General features: G+C 68.9%; 13 protein-coding genes, 1 tRNA gene and 1 pseudogene. 4 read left to right on the top strand and 11 right to left on the bottom strand.

The features are described 5' to 3' along the window. Positions 1–9: 9 nt before the first annotated feature. Positions 10–213: a hypothetical protein gene (locus MD221_RS11415; RefSeq protein ID WP_242111862.1), complete on the bottom strand. Its 204-nt coding sequence runs from the start codon at positions 211–213 to the stop codon at positions 10–12. 163 nt (positions 214–376) lie between these two features. Here MD221_RS11415 and MD221_RS11410 point away from each other — a divergent pair, with 163 nt between their 5' ends. After that, positions 377–862: a SecDF P1 head subdomain-containing protein gene (locus MD221_RS11410; RefSeq protein WP_242111860.1), complete on the top strand. Its 486-nt coding sequence runs from the start codon at positions 377–379 to the stop codon at positions 860–862. A 34-nt stretch (positions 863–896) separates the two neighbouring features. On the opposite strand, the pseudogene MD221_RS11405 reads toward MD221_RS11410, so the two are convergent. Together MD221_RS11405 and ubiA are read right to left on the bottom strand one after the other, a co-directional pair. Beyond that, positions 897–2,323, bottom strand: a pseudogene (locus MD221_RS11405) (short-chain fatty acid transporter). Between the two features lie 87 nt (positions 2,324–2,410). Further along, positions 2,411–3,328 carry a 4-hydroxybenzoate octaprenyltransferase gene (ubiA, locus tag MD221_RS11400; RefSeq protein ID WP_242111859.1) on the bottom strand — a complete coding sequence of 306 codons (918 nt, stop codon included), beginning with the start codon at positions 3,326–3,328 and terminating at the stop codon, positions 2,411–2,413. Positions 3,329–3,385: 57 nt separating this feature from the next. On the opposite strand from ubiA, the gene MD221_RS11395 reads away from it, so the two are divergent. Then, a tRNA-Arg gene (locus MD221_RS11395) sits at positions 3,386–3,462 on the top strand. A gap of 212 nt (positions 3,463–3,674) precedes the next feature. Here MD221_RS11395 and MD221_RS11390 read toward each other — a convergent pair. Continuing rightward, positions 3,675–4,052 carry a hypothetical protein gene (locus tag MD221_RS11390; protein ID WP_242111858.1) on the bottom strand — a complete coding sequence of 126 codons (378 nt, stop codon included), beginning with the start codon at positions 4,050–4,052 and terminating at the stop codon, positions 3,675–3,677. Positions 4,053–4,278: 226 nt separating this feature from the next. Here MD221_RS11390 and MD221_RS11385 point away from each other — a divergent pair, with 226 nt between their 5' ends. After that, a complete protein-coding gene (locus MD221_RS11385; protein WP_242111856.1) occupies positions 4,279–4,554 on the top strand; it encodes a hypothetical protein in 276 nt (91 codons plus the stop codon). Positions 4,555–4,709: 155 nt separating this feature from the next. Here MD221_RS11385 and MD221_RS11380 read toward each other — a convergent pair whose 3' ends face one another. The 6 genes from MD221_RS11380 to MD221_RS11355 all read right to left on the bottom strand — a co-directional run bounded on the left by MD221_RS11380 (position 4,710) and on the right by MD221_RS11355 (position 12,728). Continuing rightward, the gene (locus tag MD221_RS11380; protein WP_242111855.1) at positions 4,710–4,940 is read right to left on the bottom strand and encodes a DUF6289 family protein; all 231 of its coding nucleotides are present in this window, start codon (positions 4,938–4,940) and stop codon (positions 4,710–4,712) included. A gap of 100 nt (positions 4,941–5,040) precedes the next feature. Next, positions 5,041–5,331: a hypothetical protein gene (locus MD221_RS11375; RefSeq protein ID WP_242111854.1), complete on the bottom strand. Its 291-nt coding sequence runs from the start codon at positions 5,329–5,331 to the stop codon at positions 5,041–5,043. A gap of 394 nt (positions 5,332–5,725) precedes the next feature. Then, positions 5,726–6,961, bottom strand: a complete 1,236-nt coding sequence (locus MD221_RS11370; protein ID WP_242111853.1) for a S1 family peptidase — start codon at positions 6,959–6,961, stop codon at positions 5,726–5,728. A gap of 399 nt (positions 6,962–7,360) precedes the next feature. Further along, on the bottom strand, positions 7,361–8,083 hold the full coding sequence (locus MD221_RS11365) for a hypothetical protein (RefSeq protein ID WP_242111852.1): 723 nt from the start codon (positions 8,081–8,083) through the stop codon (positions 7,361–7,363). Between the two features lie 209 nt (positions 8,084–8,292). Next, positions 8,293–8,682: an XVIPCD domain-containing protein gene (locus MD221_RS11360; protein ID WP_339328426.1), complete on the bottom strand. Its 390-nt coding sequence runs from the start codon at positions 8,680–8,682 to the stop codon at positions 8,293–8,295. A 170-nt stretch (positions 8,683–8,852) separates the two neighbouring features. Next, positions 8,853–12,728: a peptidoglycan DD-metalloendopeptidase family protein gene (locus MD221_RS11355; RefSeq protein WP_425602257.1), complete on the bottom strand. Its 3,876-nt coding sequence runs from the start codon at positions 12,726–12,728 to the stop codon at positions 8,853–8,855. A 283-nt stretch (positions 12,729–13,011) separates the two neighbouring features. On the opposite strand from MD221_RS11355, the gene MD221_RS11350 reads away from it, so the two are divergent. Further along, the gene (locus MD221_RS11350; protein WP_242111849.1) at positions 13,012–13,347 is read left to right on the top strand and encodes a hypothetical protein; all 336 of its coding nucleotides are present in this window, start codon (positions 13,012–13,014) and stop codon (positions 13,345–13,347) included. Between the two features lie 214 nt (positions 13,348–13,561). Here the strand turns inward: MD221_RS11350 and MD221_RS11345 are convergent, their stop codons facing one another. Next, the gene (locus MD221_RS11345; protein WP_242111848.1) at positions 13,562–16,582 is read right to left on the bottom strand and encodes a TonB-dependent receptor domain-containing protein; all 3,021 of its coding nucleotides are present in this window, start codon (positions 16,580–16,582) and stop codon (positions 13,562–13,564) included. Between the last annotated feature and the right edge of the window lie 123 nt (positions 16,583–16,705).

The raw sequence follows: 16,705 nt of genomic DNA, 5'->3' as shown, positions 1-16,705 counted from the left end.
CGGCGATGGTCAGCTCGCCGGCTGCGCCGCCTCGTTCCTGCGTCCCAGCCACCACAGCGCCGCGCCGACCACGATCAGGCCGACGCGGATCGCGATGCCGACCGTCGGACCCCAGTTGTCGATCCAGCCCAGCAATTTGAACTCCATGTTCGCCAGATTCAGCAGGAACGAACCAAGTCCGAGAATGAACAGCAGACCGCCGATGGATTTCATGCGACTCCCCCAGAGTGAACGATGGTTGTGGGCCGGTTCCCCGCCGGCCGGGCGAGTCTAGCAAGCCATCGCAGTGCAGCAGACCGCCGCCGCAAGGCCGCCGCGGGCACGGGCGCCAGGGCAATGGCATGATCCGATCCCTGGACAGGCATCGGAACGGACCATGACCGCAACACGTCGCACGCTCGCGGGGCTGTGCCTCGCCGCCCTGCTGGCCGGCTGCCTGTCGCGCGCGCCCGAGGAAGCGCCTTTCACGCCGCCCTCGCCCCAGGTCCGCATCGAACTGCGCGACGTCCTCGACGCGCCGGAACCGGGATCGATCGAAGCCGCCGACGCCGAGGGCAAGCGGTACCGGCTGGCCGCGCGCCCGCTGCTCGACACGGGCGATGTGCTCGGCGCGCGCAAGGAGACCGACATCCACGGCATGCCGGTCGTCCTGCTGCGCTTCTCGGCGGACGCCGGCGCACGCCTGCAGCGCGATACCCAGTCCCGGCTGGGGCGGCAGGTCGCGTTCGTGGTCGACGGCCAGGTGGTGATGGCGCCGAACGTCGCCGGCCCGTTCGGCGACAGCGTGATGATCACCGGCCTGGCGGGCCAGGAAGGACAGCAGGCGCTGTTCGAGCGCATCACGCGATCGGGCGCGCACTGATCCGCGCGGCCGCCGCCGCGTCAGGAGGCGCGCATCAGGGCATGACCGGCGGCTGGTAGGCCAGCGTCAACCCGAGCAGCCACAGCAGGCCCAGCACCAGCGGGATGTGCACCAGCAGCTGCAGGAAGGTGAAGCCGACGATGTCGCGCGCCTTCAGCCCGAGCACGCCGAGCAGCGGCAGCATCCAGAACGGGTTGATCAGGTTGGGCAAGGCCTCGGCGGCGTTGTAGACCTGCACCGCCCAGCCCAGGTGCACCCGCAGCTCGTTGGCCGCCTGCATCACATATGGCGCCTCGATGATCCACTTGCCGCCGCCCGAGGGCACGAAGAAGCCGAGCACCGCCGAGTACGCGCCCATGACCAGGGTGAAGGTCTCGGTGGAGGCCACGTGCACGAACAGGCTGGAGAGCCGGTGCGCCAGCGTCTGCCCGTCGCTGTCGGCGGCCTTGGTGAGCATCAGCGCGATGCCGCCGTAGAGCGGGAACTGGATCAGCACCCCGGTGGTGCTCGGCACCGCCTTGGCCACCGCGTCCAGGAAACTGCGCGGCCGCCAGTGCAGCAGCAGCCCGAGGGAAAGGAACAGGAAGTTGTAGGTGTTGAGGTTGGCGATGGCCGAGACCGCCGGCTTGGAGGCGAACTCGGAGAACAGCCAGCCGAAGGCCAGCAGCGACAGCAGCACGGTCAGCAGCGGGCTGTATTCCAGCCACTCGCCCGGCCGCTGCCGCGGCGGCAGCGTCGCCGCGCGGTCCTCGCCGATCTCCACGAACTCCCCGGCCTGGCGCGCCGCCGCGCCCGAGGGCGCGGTGAGCCAGGCCACCAGCAGCGACACCGCGATCAGCACCGCCGTGAGCACGATCGACTGCCACAGGAAGATCGTCTGCGAGAACGGCAGCACGCCGGTGATCTCCAGCAATCCCGGCGGCATGCTGGCCGGATTGGCCTGCAGCTGCGCCGCCGAGGACGACAGCCCCATCGCCCACACCGCGCCCAGCCCGAGATAGGCGGCCGCGCCGGCGGCGCGGTAATCCATGTCCAGGTCCCGGCGCCGGGCCAGGGCCTTCACCAGCAGCCCGCCGAACACCAGCGAGAAGCCCCAGCTCAGCAGCGAGGTGAGCATGCTCACCAGGCCCACGTAGCACACCGCGCCGCGCCCGGTGCGCGGCGCGCGCGCCAGGAAATCGATGAAGCGCGCCATCACCGGCGCCGTCGCCACCACGTAGCCGCCGATGACCACGAAGGCCATCTGCATGGTGAAGGGATCAGGCTCCAGAAGCCTTCGCCGAAGGTCGCCGCGGTCGTCTTCGCTTCCGCGCCGGTCGCCAGGGTGCACGCCGCCACCAGCACCACGCCGAGCACGGCGAAGACGTAAGCATCGGGAAACCAGCGCTCGGCGAACGCCGCGCAGCGCAACGCGGCGCGTACCGGCCAGGCGGGAGGAGCGGCGCGTTCGGACGGATGCATCGGCGAATCTCCGGCGGCAAAGCCCGCATTGTGGCGGCGCGGCGCCGGCGCGGCAGCTATCCCTTGGTCTAGCCCGGCTGCGCGGACCTAGGCACCCGGCTGGAACAGGTAGTCGAGCGCGATCCCGGCGAACACCGCCATGCCCACCCAGTGGTTGTGCAGGAAGGCGCGGAAGCAGGCGTCGCGGTCGCGGTGGCGCACCATCACGAACTCGTACGCCACCAATCCCGCGGCCACCGCCAGCCCGCCCCAGTAGTACGCCCCGAGCCCCGAGCGCCAGCCCACCAGCGCCAGCGCCAGGAACACCAGCGCGTACAGCACGCCCTGGATCGCCAGGTCGAGCTCGCCGAACAGGATGGCCGTGGACTTGGCGCCGGCGCGCAGATCGTCGTCGCGATCGACCATCGCGTACCAGGTGTCGTAGGCCGTCGACCACAGGATGTTGGCCGCGTACAGCACCCAGGCCACCGGCGGCACCGTGCCCTGCACCGCCGCGAACGCCATCGGGATGCCCCAGCCGAAGGACATGCCCAGGTAGACCTGCGGCAGATGGGTGTAGCGCTTCAGATAGGGATAGCTGGCAGCCAGGAACACGCCGACGAAGCTCATCCACACCGTCAGCCGGTTCTGGGTGAGCACCAGCGCGAAGGCCGCCAGCATCAGCACCGCGAACACCGCCAGCGCCTCGCGCCCGCGCACCGCGCCGGTGGCCAGCGGCCGGCCGCGCGTGCGCTCGACCTGCGGATCGAGCCAGCGGTCGGCGTAGTCGTTGATCACGCAGCCGGCCGAGCGCGTCAGCCAGACCCCGGCGCTGAACACGAACAGCGTCCACAGCGGCGGCACCCCGCCGGCGGCGATCCACAGCCCCCACCAGGTCGGCCACAGCAGCAGCAGCCAGCCGATGGGCCGGTCGCCGCGCGTCAGCTTCCAGTACTGGCCGAGCCGTTCGCGCCAGCGCGGCTGCGCCAGGGGGCGCGAAAGGGGGAGAGGACGCTGTCCGGACATCCCATTAGCGTACGCGACTCGCGCCCCGGCGCACGATCGTGGACAATAGCCGGCCGCGCGCCCGTAGCTCAGCCGGATAGAGTAGTGGCTTCCGAAGCCATTGGTCGGGGGTTCGAATCCCTCCGGGCGCGCCAAATTTCCGCCATCTGGACCTGCATTGGCGCCAAACCGCGCAGCAATGCTCCCCGGCTACGGTTTAACAGCGACGGCTCGGCCTCGAGAAGCAACACGCCGAGCATATGCGGAATGAAGACTGCCTTGCCCGATCTGGCGACGATCGACATCGCCCAGGATTGAGCCCCTGAGCATCGGATCCACCGAAGCCCCGGCATTCCGCTCAGTTCCACTAGCGAAGCGGCTTCAATTCAAATGAATTCCGAGGCGACAATCCCTCTTCCAGCAATTGGCGCAAAAGAGCTGGAGAACAAGGCCATTGCAGCTTCCCCAGACATTCATGGCGTACTTTGCCCTGGAAAGGTAAAAACGGAACGGCACGCTCGATCCATGCGAAAAATCGCGGCAGGAACGGATAGGTGGTGACGATCCTCGATACGTCAATGCGGCCATCCGGATAGGGCTGCACGTCCAGGGCGTATCGAACACCCTCATGCCACCAGGACAACTGCCAGTTGCCTGCCTCGTAATGGGTGTCGTAATCAATGACCAAATGCCGTTCTCTGGCAATCGAGATCAGGAGATTTTTGAGCAATGAGTCTGCTTGCATTTTTCTCCTGGCACCGGACTGGGCCAGCCTGAAAAACAGCTTTCGCCCGGATTCTGGGGATCTTCGCGGCGAACCGTCAACGGTCGATGCTTTTCACGATCCCGCAACGCGCAGTCGCTCGGCAGTTGATGTGCATGTCGCCCCCCCAACGAACAAATAACGGTCCACCAACAACGACCCGGTACCATCGGCGCGCGTCATCAATGTCGCTCAAGGAGAGAAGGTCATGAAGAAGCTGTGTGCAGTCGCCCTGATGGGCCTCGCGTTCGGGACGAGCCAGGCCGCGTTCGCGGAAGTGGTCGTGCAGACCAACAACGCCGACGGCGCCAATCGGGACAGCGGCATCGCCGCCGTCAAGGAGAAGTTGAACGCCGCCTGCGCCGAACGCGGCGGCAAGCCCGTATCCGACTCGTTCGAGGTGGTGTTCGAGAAGACCAGCCCGAACCCGGACGTGCCCAAGCCGTACTACGTCGACGCGAAGATGAAGTGCGACCTTCCCTGAGGACGCCCGGCGCACCGTCGGCCCGCGGGCCGGCCGGTGCGCGATAGACAGAAAGCCCCGCTTCGGCGGGGCTTTTTGCATGGCGCCGTCGCGTCGTGCGAAGACGGCCAGCCGCGGTCGGCGCGCGGCGCCCGCCTACTTCTCGCTCGCCTACCTCAAGGGCAGGGGCCCTGCGCGATTTCGACACGGCCCTGCAGCACGCCGAAGGTCGAGACGAACCCGCTGCAGTCGATCCATCGTCCTCCGACCTGGTGGCCGGCATCGTCGTAGTACTTGTACTCGATCCAGCCGGAGCCGGTCGGCGGCGGGCGGGCGGCCGAGACGCCCAGGGCCAGGGCGGACAGCGAGGCTGCGATCAGCAGCGTGTTGCGGGCAAGCCTTTTCATGGAAAATTCTCCGGTTGAGTGCCGCATGCGGCAGCGCTGTGTCCTGATGCCGATCGGGACAGGCGCAGGTTTCCCGGGCACGGGTTCGCGTCCAGGGGAATCAGAACGGGTTCGGCTCGGTCGCGGGGCAAGGATCGAAGCAGGGCTTGCCGGGCAGGCAGGGCGGCGGCACGCACGCTCCGCCTGGCCCAGGCCCCCCGGGCCCGGTCCCCGGATTGTCCGGATCGATGCAGTACGGCGGATCGCCTACCTCGATCTGCCCCTCCGGACAGATCGAATGGTTCGGATCCAGCGGGCCCTGGCTCTGCGCGCTGGCCTGGCCGGCGCCCGTCGACCAGGCCGCGGCCTGCAGCGCGGCACCCAGCACCAGGATGTTCACAAGCATTTTCATCATGTTCCCCCTTGTCGAACGGATACGTCGCTTGTTATGCAGATCGAAAGCACGTCCTTGTGCCGGTACCAGCCGCCGCTCCATGCGGCACCGTCGGGCGCGTCCGATGCGCCGGATCGATCCTAGGCACGCCATCGCCCCGCTCAAGGCTGAAACCGGGCCATGCCGGGAACGAGCCGGGTCAGGAAGATCGCCCCCGCTCTTGCAAAGCCCCGCCGCGAATCCGCTCGCAGGCCCGGGCGACCACACCCGTCCAGGTTCGGCAGCCAGATAAAACAATGGGTTATGCGGATCCATTCCCGCCATTCGCGCCGCTGACCTCTCGTCTGCCTGCCGCCCATGCAAAAACGCCCCGGCCGGGCCGGGGCGTTCGATTGCGGCGATGCCGATTCGGTCAGGGACTGGTCTTCAAGGTCAGCGAATAGGCGCCGAGCACCGAGTTCAACGGCGTGTAGTAGCTGGTGTAGCGGGTGGTCTTCGCCGTGCAGCGGCCATCCGGGGTGTTGCCGCCGGACAGCACGCCCTGGCCCTGTCCGGCGGAGGTGATGAAGGAACCGCCGGAGTCGCCGCCCTCGGAGCAGGCGTTGGACCGGGTCAGGCCCGTCACGGTGCCGTCGGGGTTGCCGTCGTCATCCACGTACGAGACGGTGACGTTCTTGGCCTTGATGGTGCCGCAGCGCCAGCCGGTGGTGCGTCCGGAACGGCAGACCGCGGCGCCGATGCTGGCCTCGGTGCTGCCCTTCACCGTGACGTCGCCCTTGCCGTAGCCGTAGACCGACGGCGAGAGCGTCTGCGTGGTATCGACCTTCACCCAGGCGCGGTCGGGACCGCTTTCGTTGTCGTCCGGCATGCTGGAGGCGGCGAACGAACCGATCTTCACGTCGCTGGCTTCGTCGTAGACCACGGCGCCGCCGCTTGCGCTGTCGCAATGGCCCGCGGTGGCGAAGCCCTGATCGGACCCCTTCGACACCGGGAAGCCGATCGAGCAGCGCGAAATCCAGCCCGGACCGACTTCCGGAAGATCGCGATAGATGCCGTCGCCGCCCTGCAGGTTCGCCTGCAGTCTGGGCGCCGCGTCCATGGTCTCGAAGCGCACGGCGCCGGCGTCGGCGCCGCTGCGCGCGACGAAGTCGATGCCGGCCTCCTGCCCGTCCTTCGCCACGCCGACCACGACGCTGTTGCTCTGCGGATCGACGTACCAGCTGTAGACGCCCCTGGGCGCCCGCTTGCCGCGCTTGATCACCTCGTCCAGTTGTCCCTTCGAGGCGTTCAGGCCTTCGAGGTTGCGGCGCACCTGGCGGATCTCGACGCCGGCCATCGCCTTCTGCGGCTTGATCGAGGTGCTGCCCACGACGAGCTGGTAGCTGCCGTCGGCCTTCCTTTCGATCCAGCTTCCCGCGTAGTGGCTGCCTTGCGCCTTTGCCAGCGCCCGCTCCTGCAAGGCGGTGATGCGCTCGATCTTCTGGTACTGCACCAGCTGTTTGGCCGACATTCCCAGGTCGCGCTGCATCGCGGCCTTCAGGGTCGGGTTGATGTCCTCGCCCGCGAATGCGGGTGCGGCGACGGCCAGCGTCGCGACGACGACGAGCGGCGCGGAGGCGAGACGGTTCCTGAAACCAGACTTGGACATGCGAAGTTCCTCAAGGTTGAGATAGACAGGGAAAGACGGCGCCAGGGAGCGAAGGTCCTGTCCAAACCGCGCTCCAACGTATCCAAGAACGCGCTGCTGGCGCCGATCCCCTACCAAATCGACGTCACATCGGGCGATGTGCTATCGCAACGAATCCATTCGTCGTCGTCGACCTTGGAAACCGCGCGCAATGTGCGCACGCACCATCGTTCGCGCCATGCGATGGCGTGCGATCCTGCAGCCGGGCAATCGCGCCGCTGCCGGCATCGGATGTGCGAATGCGGCAAGCGCACCGGGACGCTCGCGATGCTTCGCCGGCCTGTGCCTGTTTTTCATGCGGGACGGCCGTCCGCGCAGCGGATACGATCAGGCGCGCCATCGACGACGGCGGCTGCGTCGTCAGTGTTCGATGTTTTCGACCGTGATGCGCAGCGGCGATTGCGCGTGCAGGATCGAGATCACGCCGTTCTCGTGGAACACCACCAGGGATCCGGGCGGCAGGCCCGGATAGGCCGTCACCGGCTGATAGTCGCCGTAGTAGGCCAGGTACAGGGCGAAGGTGTTCAAGGACGACCGGTGCCGTTCGTACAGCTGCCCGGCGCCGAGCAGGAAGAAGGCGCCGGCCAGCACGCCGCCGAACCGGCAGAACGTCCTCCATGTCGCGACGGTCCAGTCCTGCACCAGCAGCTGCGCGAACATGGCCACTTGCCAGAAGATCGCCAGGACGCCGAGCACGGCCGCCGCCATCCCGACGGACGCCGGCAGATAAAGCACCAGCGTAAGCATGGCCACGGCCCAGTCGAAATCCTGTCCCGGCAACCCCGTGGCCGAGGTCAGCACGGTGCGTGCCATGGCGTTGGCGATCAGCAATGCCACCGCGTGCGCGATCGCCATCAACGTGGCGGTGACCGGATGCCGCCAGGCCCGGCGCCATAACGGGAGGGTGGAGATCGCCACGCCGATGGCGAGCAGGGCGCCGCCGGCCACGACCAGGCCGTCCGACACGGGCGCGCGCGCATGCGCGAGGAAAAGCAGGATGCCCAGCAGGATGAACCCTGTGGCGACGCCGAAAATCCAGTCGACCAGGCGCGCCACGCGCCCGCGCGTTCCCTGCAGGGTCATCGCCGCCTCCGAGGTTTCCATGCCCGATGGCGGCGAGCCTACGCGATGGCCGTGCACGTTCCGTACACGGCCCGGCCTTCGGACAGGTCATGCCGGAGGGTTTCCAACGCCTTCACTGCTCGAGGCCGCGATCCCGGCGGGATACTGATGCTCGCACCCGGCGCCTCGCTCGCGCCGGGTGCGATGTCGTTGCCGCTATCGGCGATCCGTCACGCCATCCTCGCGGCGCTGGCGTTGCGGTTCTGCGCCTGCTGCTGGTCCTGATCCTGCTGCTGGGCGTTGTTCTGCGCGGCCACGTCCAGGCGTGCGAGGCTGTCCGGCAACGGTTGGTTGACGGCCTGGGCCTTGTCGACGTTGGTGTGCATCATGTCCATGTTGTTGCCCGGATTCGTCCACACCGCGAACAGGTTGCCGTTGACCTTGCTGGCGACCACGTCATGGATCTCCTTGAGCGGCGGCGTGGATTCCTGGGCGCTCAGCGCAAGGGCACCGGCGATCCGTTCCTTCTCGTCATCGTTGCGGTAGCCGCCCGCTTCCGGGCCCAGCTTGTCGAGCCCGCGCATGGCCTGTTCGAAGAGCGGATGCTCGCGACCCGGCAACGGCGGCGGACCCTGCCCGTCCCGGCGCTGGCTGGGATCGGCGTCCAGATCGGTCGGACGTTCGGAACGCCCGCCCGCTCCCGGGCCTCCCGGATACCCATCGCGGTTCGCGCCGTAGACCTCGCCTTCAGGACCGCGCGGCGGCCGGCCGTCGGGACACGGCGGCAGACCTACGGGACGTCCTCCTGCTCCCGGGCCTCCCGGATACCCATCGCGGTTCGCGCCGGAGACCTCCCCTTCCGGACCGCGCGGCGGCCGGCCGTCGGGACCCGGCGGCAGACCTTCGGGACGTCCTCCTNATTCGTCCACACCGCGAACAGGTTGCCGTTGACCTTGCTGGCGACCACGTCATGGATCTCCTTGAGCGGCGGCGTGGATTCCTGGGCGCTCAGCGCAAGGGCACCGGCGATCCGTTCCTTCTCGTCATCGTTGCGGTAGCCGCCCGCTTCCGGGCCCAGCTTGTCGAGCCCGCGCATGGCCTGTTCGAAGAGCGGATGCTCGCGACCCGGCAACGGCGGCGGACCCTGCCCGTCCCGGCGCTGGCTGGGATCGGCGTCCAGATCGGTCGGACGTTCGGAACGCCCGCCCGCTCCCGGGCCTCCCGGATACCCATCGCGGTTCGCGCCGTAGACCTCGCCTTCAGGACCGCGCGGCGGCCGGCCGTCGGGACTGGGCGGCAGACCTTCGGGACGCCCACCTGCTCCCGGGCCTCCCGGATACCCCTCGCGGTTCGCGCCGTAGACCTCGCCTTCAGGACCGCGCGGCGGCCGGCCGTGGGGACCGGGCGGCCGACCCGCGGGCCGGCCACCCGCTCCCGGGCCGCCCGGCTCCCCGTCCCGGGTGGCCCCGTAGACCTCCCCATCGGGACCCCGCGGCGGCCCGCCGTCGGGACCCGGGGGCCGACCCGCGGGCCCACCACCCGCGCCCGGGCCGCCCGGGTACCCTTCGCGGTTCGCGGCGTAGGCCGCCCCAGCGGGACGCCGCGGCGGCCGGCCGTCGGGACCCGGCGGCTGACCTTCGGGACGTCCTCCCGCTCCCGGGCCTCCCGGATACCCCTCGCGGTTCGCCCCATAGACCTCGCCATCGGGACTCCGCGGCGGCAAGCCGTCGGGACCCGGTGGCGGACGCATGCCCGGCATCGGCTCGCCGGGCAGCGGACGCTGCTGAGCCTGCGTTTCCTGCGGCTGGGTCTGCTGCGCCTGCGCGGTCTGCGGCTGCGCTTGCTGCGTCTGCGTTTCCTGCGACGGCGCCTGCTGCGCCTGCGCGGTCTGCGGCTGCGCTTGCTGGGCCTGCGTGTCCTGCGACGGCGTCTGCTGCGCCGGCGCGGGCTGCGGCTGCGCGTGCTGGGCCTGCGTTTCCTGCGACGGCGTCTGCTCCGCCTGCGCGGTCTGCGGCTGCGCGTGCTGCGTCTGCGTTTCCTGCGCCGGCGCCAGCTGCGCCTGCGCGGTCTGCGGCGGCGCTTGCTGCGTCTGCGTTTCCAGCGACGGCGCCTGCTGCGCCTGCGCGGTCTGCGGCTGCGCTTGCTGAGCCTGCGTCTCCTGCGACGGCGTCTGCTGCGCCTGCGCGGTCTGCGGCTGCGCTTGCTGGGCCTGTGTTTCCTGCGACGGCGGCTGCTGCGCCTGCGCGGGCTGCGGCTGCGCTTGCTGGGCCTGTGTTTCCTGCGACGGCGGCTGCTGCGCCTGCGCGGGCTGCGGCTGCGCTTGCTGGGCCTGTGTTTCCTGCGACGGCGGCTGCTGCGCCTGCGCGGGCTGCGGCTGCGCTTGCTGGGCCTGTGTTTCCTGCGACGGCGGCTGCTGCGCCTGCGCGGGCTGCGGCTGCGCTTGCTGGGCCTGCGTTTCCTGCGTCGGCGTCTGCTGCGCCTGCGCGGTCTGCGGCTGCGCGTGCTGGGCCTGCGTTTCCTGCGACGGCGTCTGCTGCGCCTGCGCGGCCTGCGGCTGCGCTTGCTGGGCCTGTGTTTCCTGCGACGGCGTCTGCTGCGCCTGCGCGGTCTGCGGCTGCGCTTGCTGGGCCTGTGTTTCCTGCGACGGCGGCTGCTGCGCCTGCGCGGGCTGCGGCTGCGCTTGCTGGGCCTGCGTTTCCTGCGTCGGCGTCTGCTGCGCCTGCGCGGCCTGCGGCTGCGCTTGCTGCGCCTGTGTTTCCTGCGACGGCGCCTGCTGCGCCTGCGCGGTCTGCGGCTGCGCTTGCTGGGCCTGCGTTTCCTGCGGCTGGGTCTGCGCGGGCGAAGCGCTCTGGTTTTGCGTCGTGTCGCCCGGCTTCTCGTTCGCCGCCACGTCCTGCTGCTTGTTCTGGCGATCGAAGCGACCGTCGTTGAGATCGGTCACCCAGGCGTCCGTCACGTCCTTGGGCGCCTCGATATGCACGTGCGCGCCCTGCGAATCGCCGGTGTTGCCCTGGTTGCCGAGGGTCTGCCCGTATTCGACGCGCTGGCCCTTCTGCACGTCCACTTCGGACATGTGATACATGTACGCCAGCCGGCCGTCGTCGCCCTTGAGGATCACCGAATTGCCGGCGCCGCCGCCGTAGTCGCCGGCGAACATCACCTCGCCCGCCATCGGCGACGGAATCTTCTGCTGCTCGGCGTTGCTGCCGTTGCCGAGCACCACATCGTTCACGCTGAGCTCCTGCGGCAAGCCGTACTCCGCGCCGCGCGTGCGCGTGGTCTGGCCATCGTGGTGCTGTTCCAGCTGGCTCGGATCGTTGATCACCGTTCCCGAGCTGTTCTTGACCTCGTAGGGCGTGTAGGTGGGCACCTGCTGCGATGACGTGTCGCCGGGCTGCTGCGTCTGCGTGGTCGAAGGCGACTGCTGGCCAGGCTGCGTGGTCTGCTGTTGCGACGTGCCCGGCTGTTCGGAGGCGTCCTGCTTGGGCTGCGACTGCTCGGCCGAAGGAACGCCCTGCTGCTGCGTCTGCTGCTGCTGCGTGTCCTGCTTCTGCGTGTCGGTCGCTTGCGTCTCGGCCTCGGGCTTCTGCTGCTTGGTCTGGCCCTCGCGCCAGACCTCGGCGAATCCGTTGGGATGCTCGCCGGGGTTGGCGTAGGAGAAGGCTTCCAGTTCCTGCGGCGTCATGCTGGTGACGTTCTGGCGCGCGGGATCGCCGACGACGAAGTTGCCCTGTTCGTCCTTGCCCGCCACGTAGATGAAGTGGCCGCCGCCGCCCGGCAGGCCGCCATTGAGCACGACGCTGTGGCCGCGATCGATCGCCGCGCCCACCGCGGCCGCCGAGCCGTCCGGGTTGTAACTCGACTCCATGCCTGCTTTCTTCGCCGCGTCGGCGACCAGCGAGGCATTGCCCGGAACGCCGTCGTTCTCGTTGGCGCCGGTCAGGTTGATCATCTCGTTCAAGGTGGCGTCGTTCGAGGGGCGCATGCCCCACGACGACATGGCCATCGTCAAGGAGGTCGGGCCGCACTGCCAGTTGCCCGGCTGCGACTTGTACCAGTCGTTGCGGTCGAGGTTGGGGCCGACGGCCTCTTCGGCACCGGTGTTCGCGCCCGAATCGGTGGTCGTGGTATCCGTCGTCCCGTTGTTGCCGCCGGACTGCCCCGCGGCAGGCGTCTGGCCGCCGGGCGCGGGCGTCTGTCCGCCGGTGCCGGGCGATGCGGGCGTCTGGCCGCCGGTGTCCTGGGCGGGCGTGGACGGGTTGCCCTGCGTCGGCGCGGTCGTGGTGTCCTGCGTCTGCGACGGCAGGGTCACGCCGTCGCCGAGCGCCGTCTGCGCGCGCTCGTGATAGGCACGGCGCGCATCGATGCCGTTGAGGCCGCCGTTGATGCGGCGGGTGACTTCCTCGAAATTGCCGGCGTCGGCGGCGCTGTTGATGTCGCGCTGCTGCCAGTACCACGCCGCCGTCTTCGCCGCGACGTCCGGATCGCTCGCCAGTTCCGGGTTGCCCACCAGATCCACGCCCAGCGCCTCGCTGGCGGCCGCATAGTTGGCGCGTCCGGTGAGCTGGATGAAGCCGCGTCCCTTGAAGCGTTCGCCATCGCCGGGCTCGGTATTGCCGAGGTCCGCGCGCCCTTCGTAGTCGGCGCCGCTGGCGTACTCCTCCATGGTGTTGAAGCCGTCCGTTTCCTGCGCCAGCTGCGCCAGGAACATCGATTGGCGCTGCGGCGTGTTGGCCTCGGCGGCCACCATCGCCTGCGTCAAGGGGCCGGCGAGTTGCGCGGCACGCTCGGCGCTAAGATTGGGTGCGATCTGCTGGACTTGCTCGGCGGTGAGACCGCCGGTGGAAGGCGCGGGCGAAAGCGGAGCATCGGGCATTCGGCGCTGGACATTCATAACGGAACCTCATAGGTTTCGATCGGTGATTGATGTGCCTTCCGGAGAACGACATATGTCTATCGTGCGTAAGGCGGTGCCTTTCCTAGGACTCATTGCACTCAGCAACATGTGCTTCGCCGCCGAGCCTGATTGCGCGGACGAAGCACGTTTGCAGGCGAAACGGTTACTGACTTTTCATGTCGGAGAGGACGACCGCATCGCGATCGATCCTACCGTCACTCAGCGCATTCCCTTGCGCAATCCCGCCAACCGGAAACAAAAATTCACCGTGCTCGAAGTATGGGGTCACGTCTACAAGGGGTCGTACCGGATGCGCCTGATCTATGCCGAACCGGCGCGCGGCTGCACGCTGATGGGACAGGAGATCCTCGAGCACGCAAGCCTGTGAACGACCCATTGCCTTGGCACGATATTTCCGTTGATGTCTTTTTCGCGTCGAGGGGAGACGACAGGACATCGCGCGGCGGCGCGGGCGGGCGCCTGATCCCGGCGCCCGTCCCGGCGTCGTAAGTGCCTGAATGGATTGGCCACGGCCTTGAGGCTGAACAGGACACGCCGGCGATGCCGGCGTGCCGGAGCGGCGCCGTTTTAAGACGCGCGTCTCATTTCAGCTTGTAGACGAACTCCAGGGCGACTTCCCGGCCGATGGCGTAGTCGGTCGCGCCGAACTCGTAGTCCCCGGCGTAGCGGTCCTTGTGCCCGGCGTTGTCGAGCAGGTCGTTGACGTACAGGCCCACCGACACCCGCTCGTCGAAGAGATAGCGCGCCGAGAGGTTGAACAGCCACGGCCGCTTCACGCGATCGAAATAGCGCTCGGCGGTCTTGCCGTAGTTGGAGCTGGTCGCATCGGTGCCGACGCAGGTGCGGTCGTCGATCGCCGTGCCGCGCTCGCCGTTGTCGAACGGCACGCAGCCGCCCCAGTTGCTGCCGCGATAGTCCGAGCGCTTGGTGGCGAACAGCGTGGCGTTGAAGTCGCCGCGCTCCCAGCCCAGTGTCGCGGTGGTCTTGGTGTGGTAGCCGTCGTCCGGCGCGCCGGGCGCGCCTTCGCTCCATGGCGAGGCCTCGAACTGCTTGGTCTCCACCTTGAGCACGTTGGTGTAGTTCAGGCCGAAGGTGAAGTTGCCGAAGCGGTCGGTCTCCAGGCGGTAGCGGCCGGAGAAGTCGACGCCGCTGGTCCTGCGCCCGGCGCGGTTGATCGGGCCCTCGCGCACGGCGGTGATGGCGCCGTTGGGGCCGTTGCGCTCGATGCGCGAGGCGATGAAGTCGCAGAACTCGCCGCTCGGCGGCCGGCCGGTCGCCGGATCGGTGTACGGCGAGCCGTCGTCCTTGCGTCCCAGGGCGCAGCCCAGTTCGCCAGCGAGGATGTCGTCGGTGCTGATCTCCTCGATGATGTCGCGCAGGTCGATGTTCCAGTAGTCCAGGCTCAGCGAAAGGTCGCGCGTGGCGTCCCAGACCACGCCGGCCGTCCACGATTCGCCGTTCTCGTATTCGAGCAGCGGCGAGCCCTGGCGGGTGGTGATGCTGCGGTAGCTGGTGCTGGTGGCCGGATCGCTGTCGCCGTCCTGCGGGTAGCAGTTGCCGTACTTGCCCTGCTGGCCGCAGCGCAGGCGGTCGAGGATGCCGCGGTACGACTGGCCGCCCTGGGCGTAGACGTAGTGCATGTCCGGGGCCCGGAAGCTGGTCGCGTAGGAGCCGCGCACCAGCAGGTTGTCCAGCGGCCGCCATTCCACGCCCGCCATCCAGGTCGACTTGGCGGCGTCGAGCGTCTGCGTATAGTTGTCGTAGCGGCCGGCCAGGCTCATGGTCGCCGAGCCGATGCCCGGCGTCTTGCTGTCCCAGACCGGCACGCGGAACTCGGAACCCACCGCCCAGCGCTTGCGCGAGCCGCCGCCGAGGTCGAAGCCGTAGTAGGGGCTGCCGAAATCGGTGACGAACAGATTGTCGAGCCGGCGCTGCGGCTCGTTCGCGTTCTGCTCCAGGGTCGGCACGGTCCTGGGGTCGGGACGCAGCGCATAGCTCTGCTCGGCCCATTCGCCGACGGCGGCGAAGCTGATCGGCCCCGCCCAGCCCTGGAAGAGATCGCCGGACACCACCAGCTGCACCTGGTCGACCTTGGAGCGCGCGCGATCGTGGCCGTGGGTCGACATCGATTCCCAGTCGCGCCGGGTGATCGGCGTGAAGAAGCGATTGACGTCCACGGCGTGGATCGGCGTGCCCACCGGCACGCCGGCATAGCTGGCGTCGGTCACGCCCAGGCGCGGCCCGAGGTAGAAGTCGTTGACCAGCGCCGGCACCGCGGCCGGGTAGCTCTTCTTGACCTCGTATTCGGCGTGGTCGACCGAGGCTTCCCAGTCGAACCGCTCGAAGAGCGTGCCCTTCAGGCCGAGGGCGTAGTCGTAGGAACGCTCGTTGCTGTAGGTCAGCGCGTCGCCGATCTCCTGGCGGGTGAAGAAACGCTTGCCCTCCACGTAGGCGCCGATCTCGGAGTCGTACCATTTGACCTGCGGCACGTAGCCCATGCCGAAATCGCCGATGCTGCTGGTGCCTTCGCTGTCGAAGGCCATCACGCTGGCCCAGCCCTGCAGGCGGTCGCTGAAGTCGTAGGTGCCGTAGAGGTAGAGCGAGGCGCTCTCCTCGCCGTCGCGGATCGTCCAGTTGTGCGGGAACTTGCCGTTGGCGCAGTACTGACCGAGCGAGGGCCCCAGCGTATCGGTGGCGTTGTCGTACAGGCGGAAGTCCCAGCGCTGGGGCACGCCGCCGAAGCCCGGGTTCTCGCAGGCGCCCGGCGGCGGCGAGATGCGCCGGTTGCTGCCGTCGAGCAGGCTCAACCGCGCGGTGTCGTAGTAGTTGTTGAAACGGTTGCCGCGCGCGCGCGAGGCCTCGTCCCATGCCAGCCAGCCGGCGTCGTTCTCCGAATCGAGGAAGTCGCGCTCGCCGGCGAAGAGCGGATCGCGCTTGAGGTACTGCGCGGCGTAGGTCAGGCTCCACTTCTCGCCGGCGCGTCCGCCCGCCCACGACGCGTCCACCAGCGCGCGGCCGCCGTTGGTGGCGCCGCCGGCCTTGATGCGGAATTCGTCGCCGACGTAGCCCTTCTTCAGCACCACGTTGATGACGCCGGCGATCGCGTCCGAGCCGTAGATCGCCGAGGCGCCCGAGGCCAGCACCTCGATGCGCTCCACCGCCGCGCTCGGGATGTTGGTGAAGTTCTGGAAGTTGCTGCGCCCGCCGTAGGGCAGCGGATAGTCGGCGGCGCGATGGCCGTTGATCAGCAGCAGGCTGCGTCCCGGCCCCATGTTGCGCAGGTTCAGGGGACTGGCGTTGCTGGTGTGCGAGCCCCAGCCGGCATCGCTCTCCACGTAGCCGGTGGCCTCGGTGAGCGAGGACAGCGCGTCGTGGATGGTGACGAAGCCCTGCTTGCGCATGTCCTCGGCGGTGATGACCGTGACCGGCGTCGGCCCCTCGACCTGGGCGCGCGCGATGCGCGATCCGGTGACGACGATCTTTTCCAGGTCCGCCGGCGCTTTTTTCGCCTCGGGCGCGTCCTGGGCGAACGCCGCGGAAGGCGCGAACGGCGCAAGGGCGAGTGCGCTGAGGAGCGCGGTACGCAGTGGCATGTCTGGCATGGTCATTCCCCGGTCGAATCTCGTGAAGCGCGGGACGGCAGTGCCCGCGTTGCGAAGGCGCGCGATGCGCCCGGTCTCTCCCGCGGCGTCCGCCGTGGCCGCCGCCGTTCCGTCTCCGCCGCA

The sequence above is a fragment of the Luteimonas aquatica genome (assembly GCF_022662575.1).
GTDB lineage: Bacteria > Pseudomonadota > Gammaproteobacteria > Xanthomonadales > Xanthomonadaceae > Luteimonas > Luteimonas aquatica.
Note: the sequence above shows the minus strand (reverse complement) of the source record. Positions and strands in the feature narration are given on the sequence as shown.

What these genes read in the sequence shown, in the direction of transcription:
- MD221_RS11415 (WP_242111862.1), bottom strand. Translation starts at nt 213, where the DNA reads ATGAAATCCATCGGCGGTCTGCTGTTCATTCTCGGACTTGGTTCGTTC.
- MD221_RS11410 (WP_242111860.1), top strand. Translation starts at nt 377, where the DNA reads ATGACCGCAACACGTCGCACGCTCGCGGGGCTGTGCCTCGCCGCCCTG.
- ubiA (WP_242111859.1), bottom strand. Translation starts at nt 3,328, where the DNA reads ATGTCCGGACAGCGTCCTCTCCCCCTTTCGCGCCCCCTGGCGCAGCCG.
- MD221_RS11390 (WP_242111858.1), bottom strand. Translation starts at nt 4,052, where the DNA reads ATGCAAGCAGACTCATTGCTCAAAAATCTCCTGATCTCGATTGCCAGA.
- MD221_RS11385 (WP_242111856.1), top strand. Translation starts at nt 4,279, where the DNA reads ATGAAGAAGCTGTGTGCAGTCGCCCTGATGGGCCTCGCGTTCGGGACG.
- MD221_RS11380 (WP_242111855.1), bottom strand. Translation starts at nt 4,940, where the DNA reads ATGAAAAGGCTTGCCCGCAACACGCTGCTGATCGCAGCCTCGCTGTCC.
- MD221_RS11375 (WP_242111854.1), bottom strand. Translation starts at nt 5,331, where the DNA reads ATGAAAATGCTTGTGAACATCCTGGTGCTGGGTGCCGCGCTGCAGGCC.
- MD221_RS11370 (WP_242111853.1), bottom strand. Translation starts at nt 6,961, where the DNA reads ATGTCCAAGTCTGGTTTCAGGAACCGTCTCGCCTCCGCGCCGCTCGTC.
- MD221_RS11365 (WP_242111852.1), bottom strand. Translation starts at nt 8,083, where the DNA reads ATGACCCTGCAGGGAACGCGCGGGCGCGTGGCGCGCCTGGTCGACTGG.
- MD221_RS11350 (WP_242111849.1), top strand. Translation starts at nt 13,012, where the DNA reads ATGTCTATCGTGCGTAAGGCGGTGCCTTTCCTAGGACTCATTGCACTC.
- MD221_RS11345 (WP_242111848.1), bottom strand. Translation starts at nt 16,582, where the DNA reads ATGCCAGACATGCCACTGCGTACCGCGCTCCTCAGCGCACTCGCCCTT.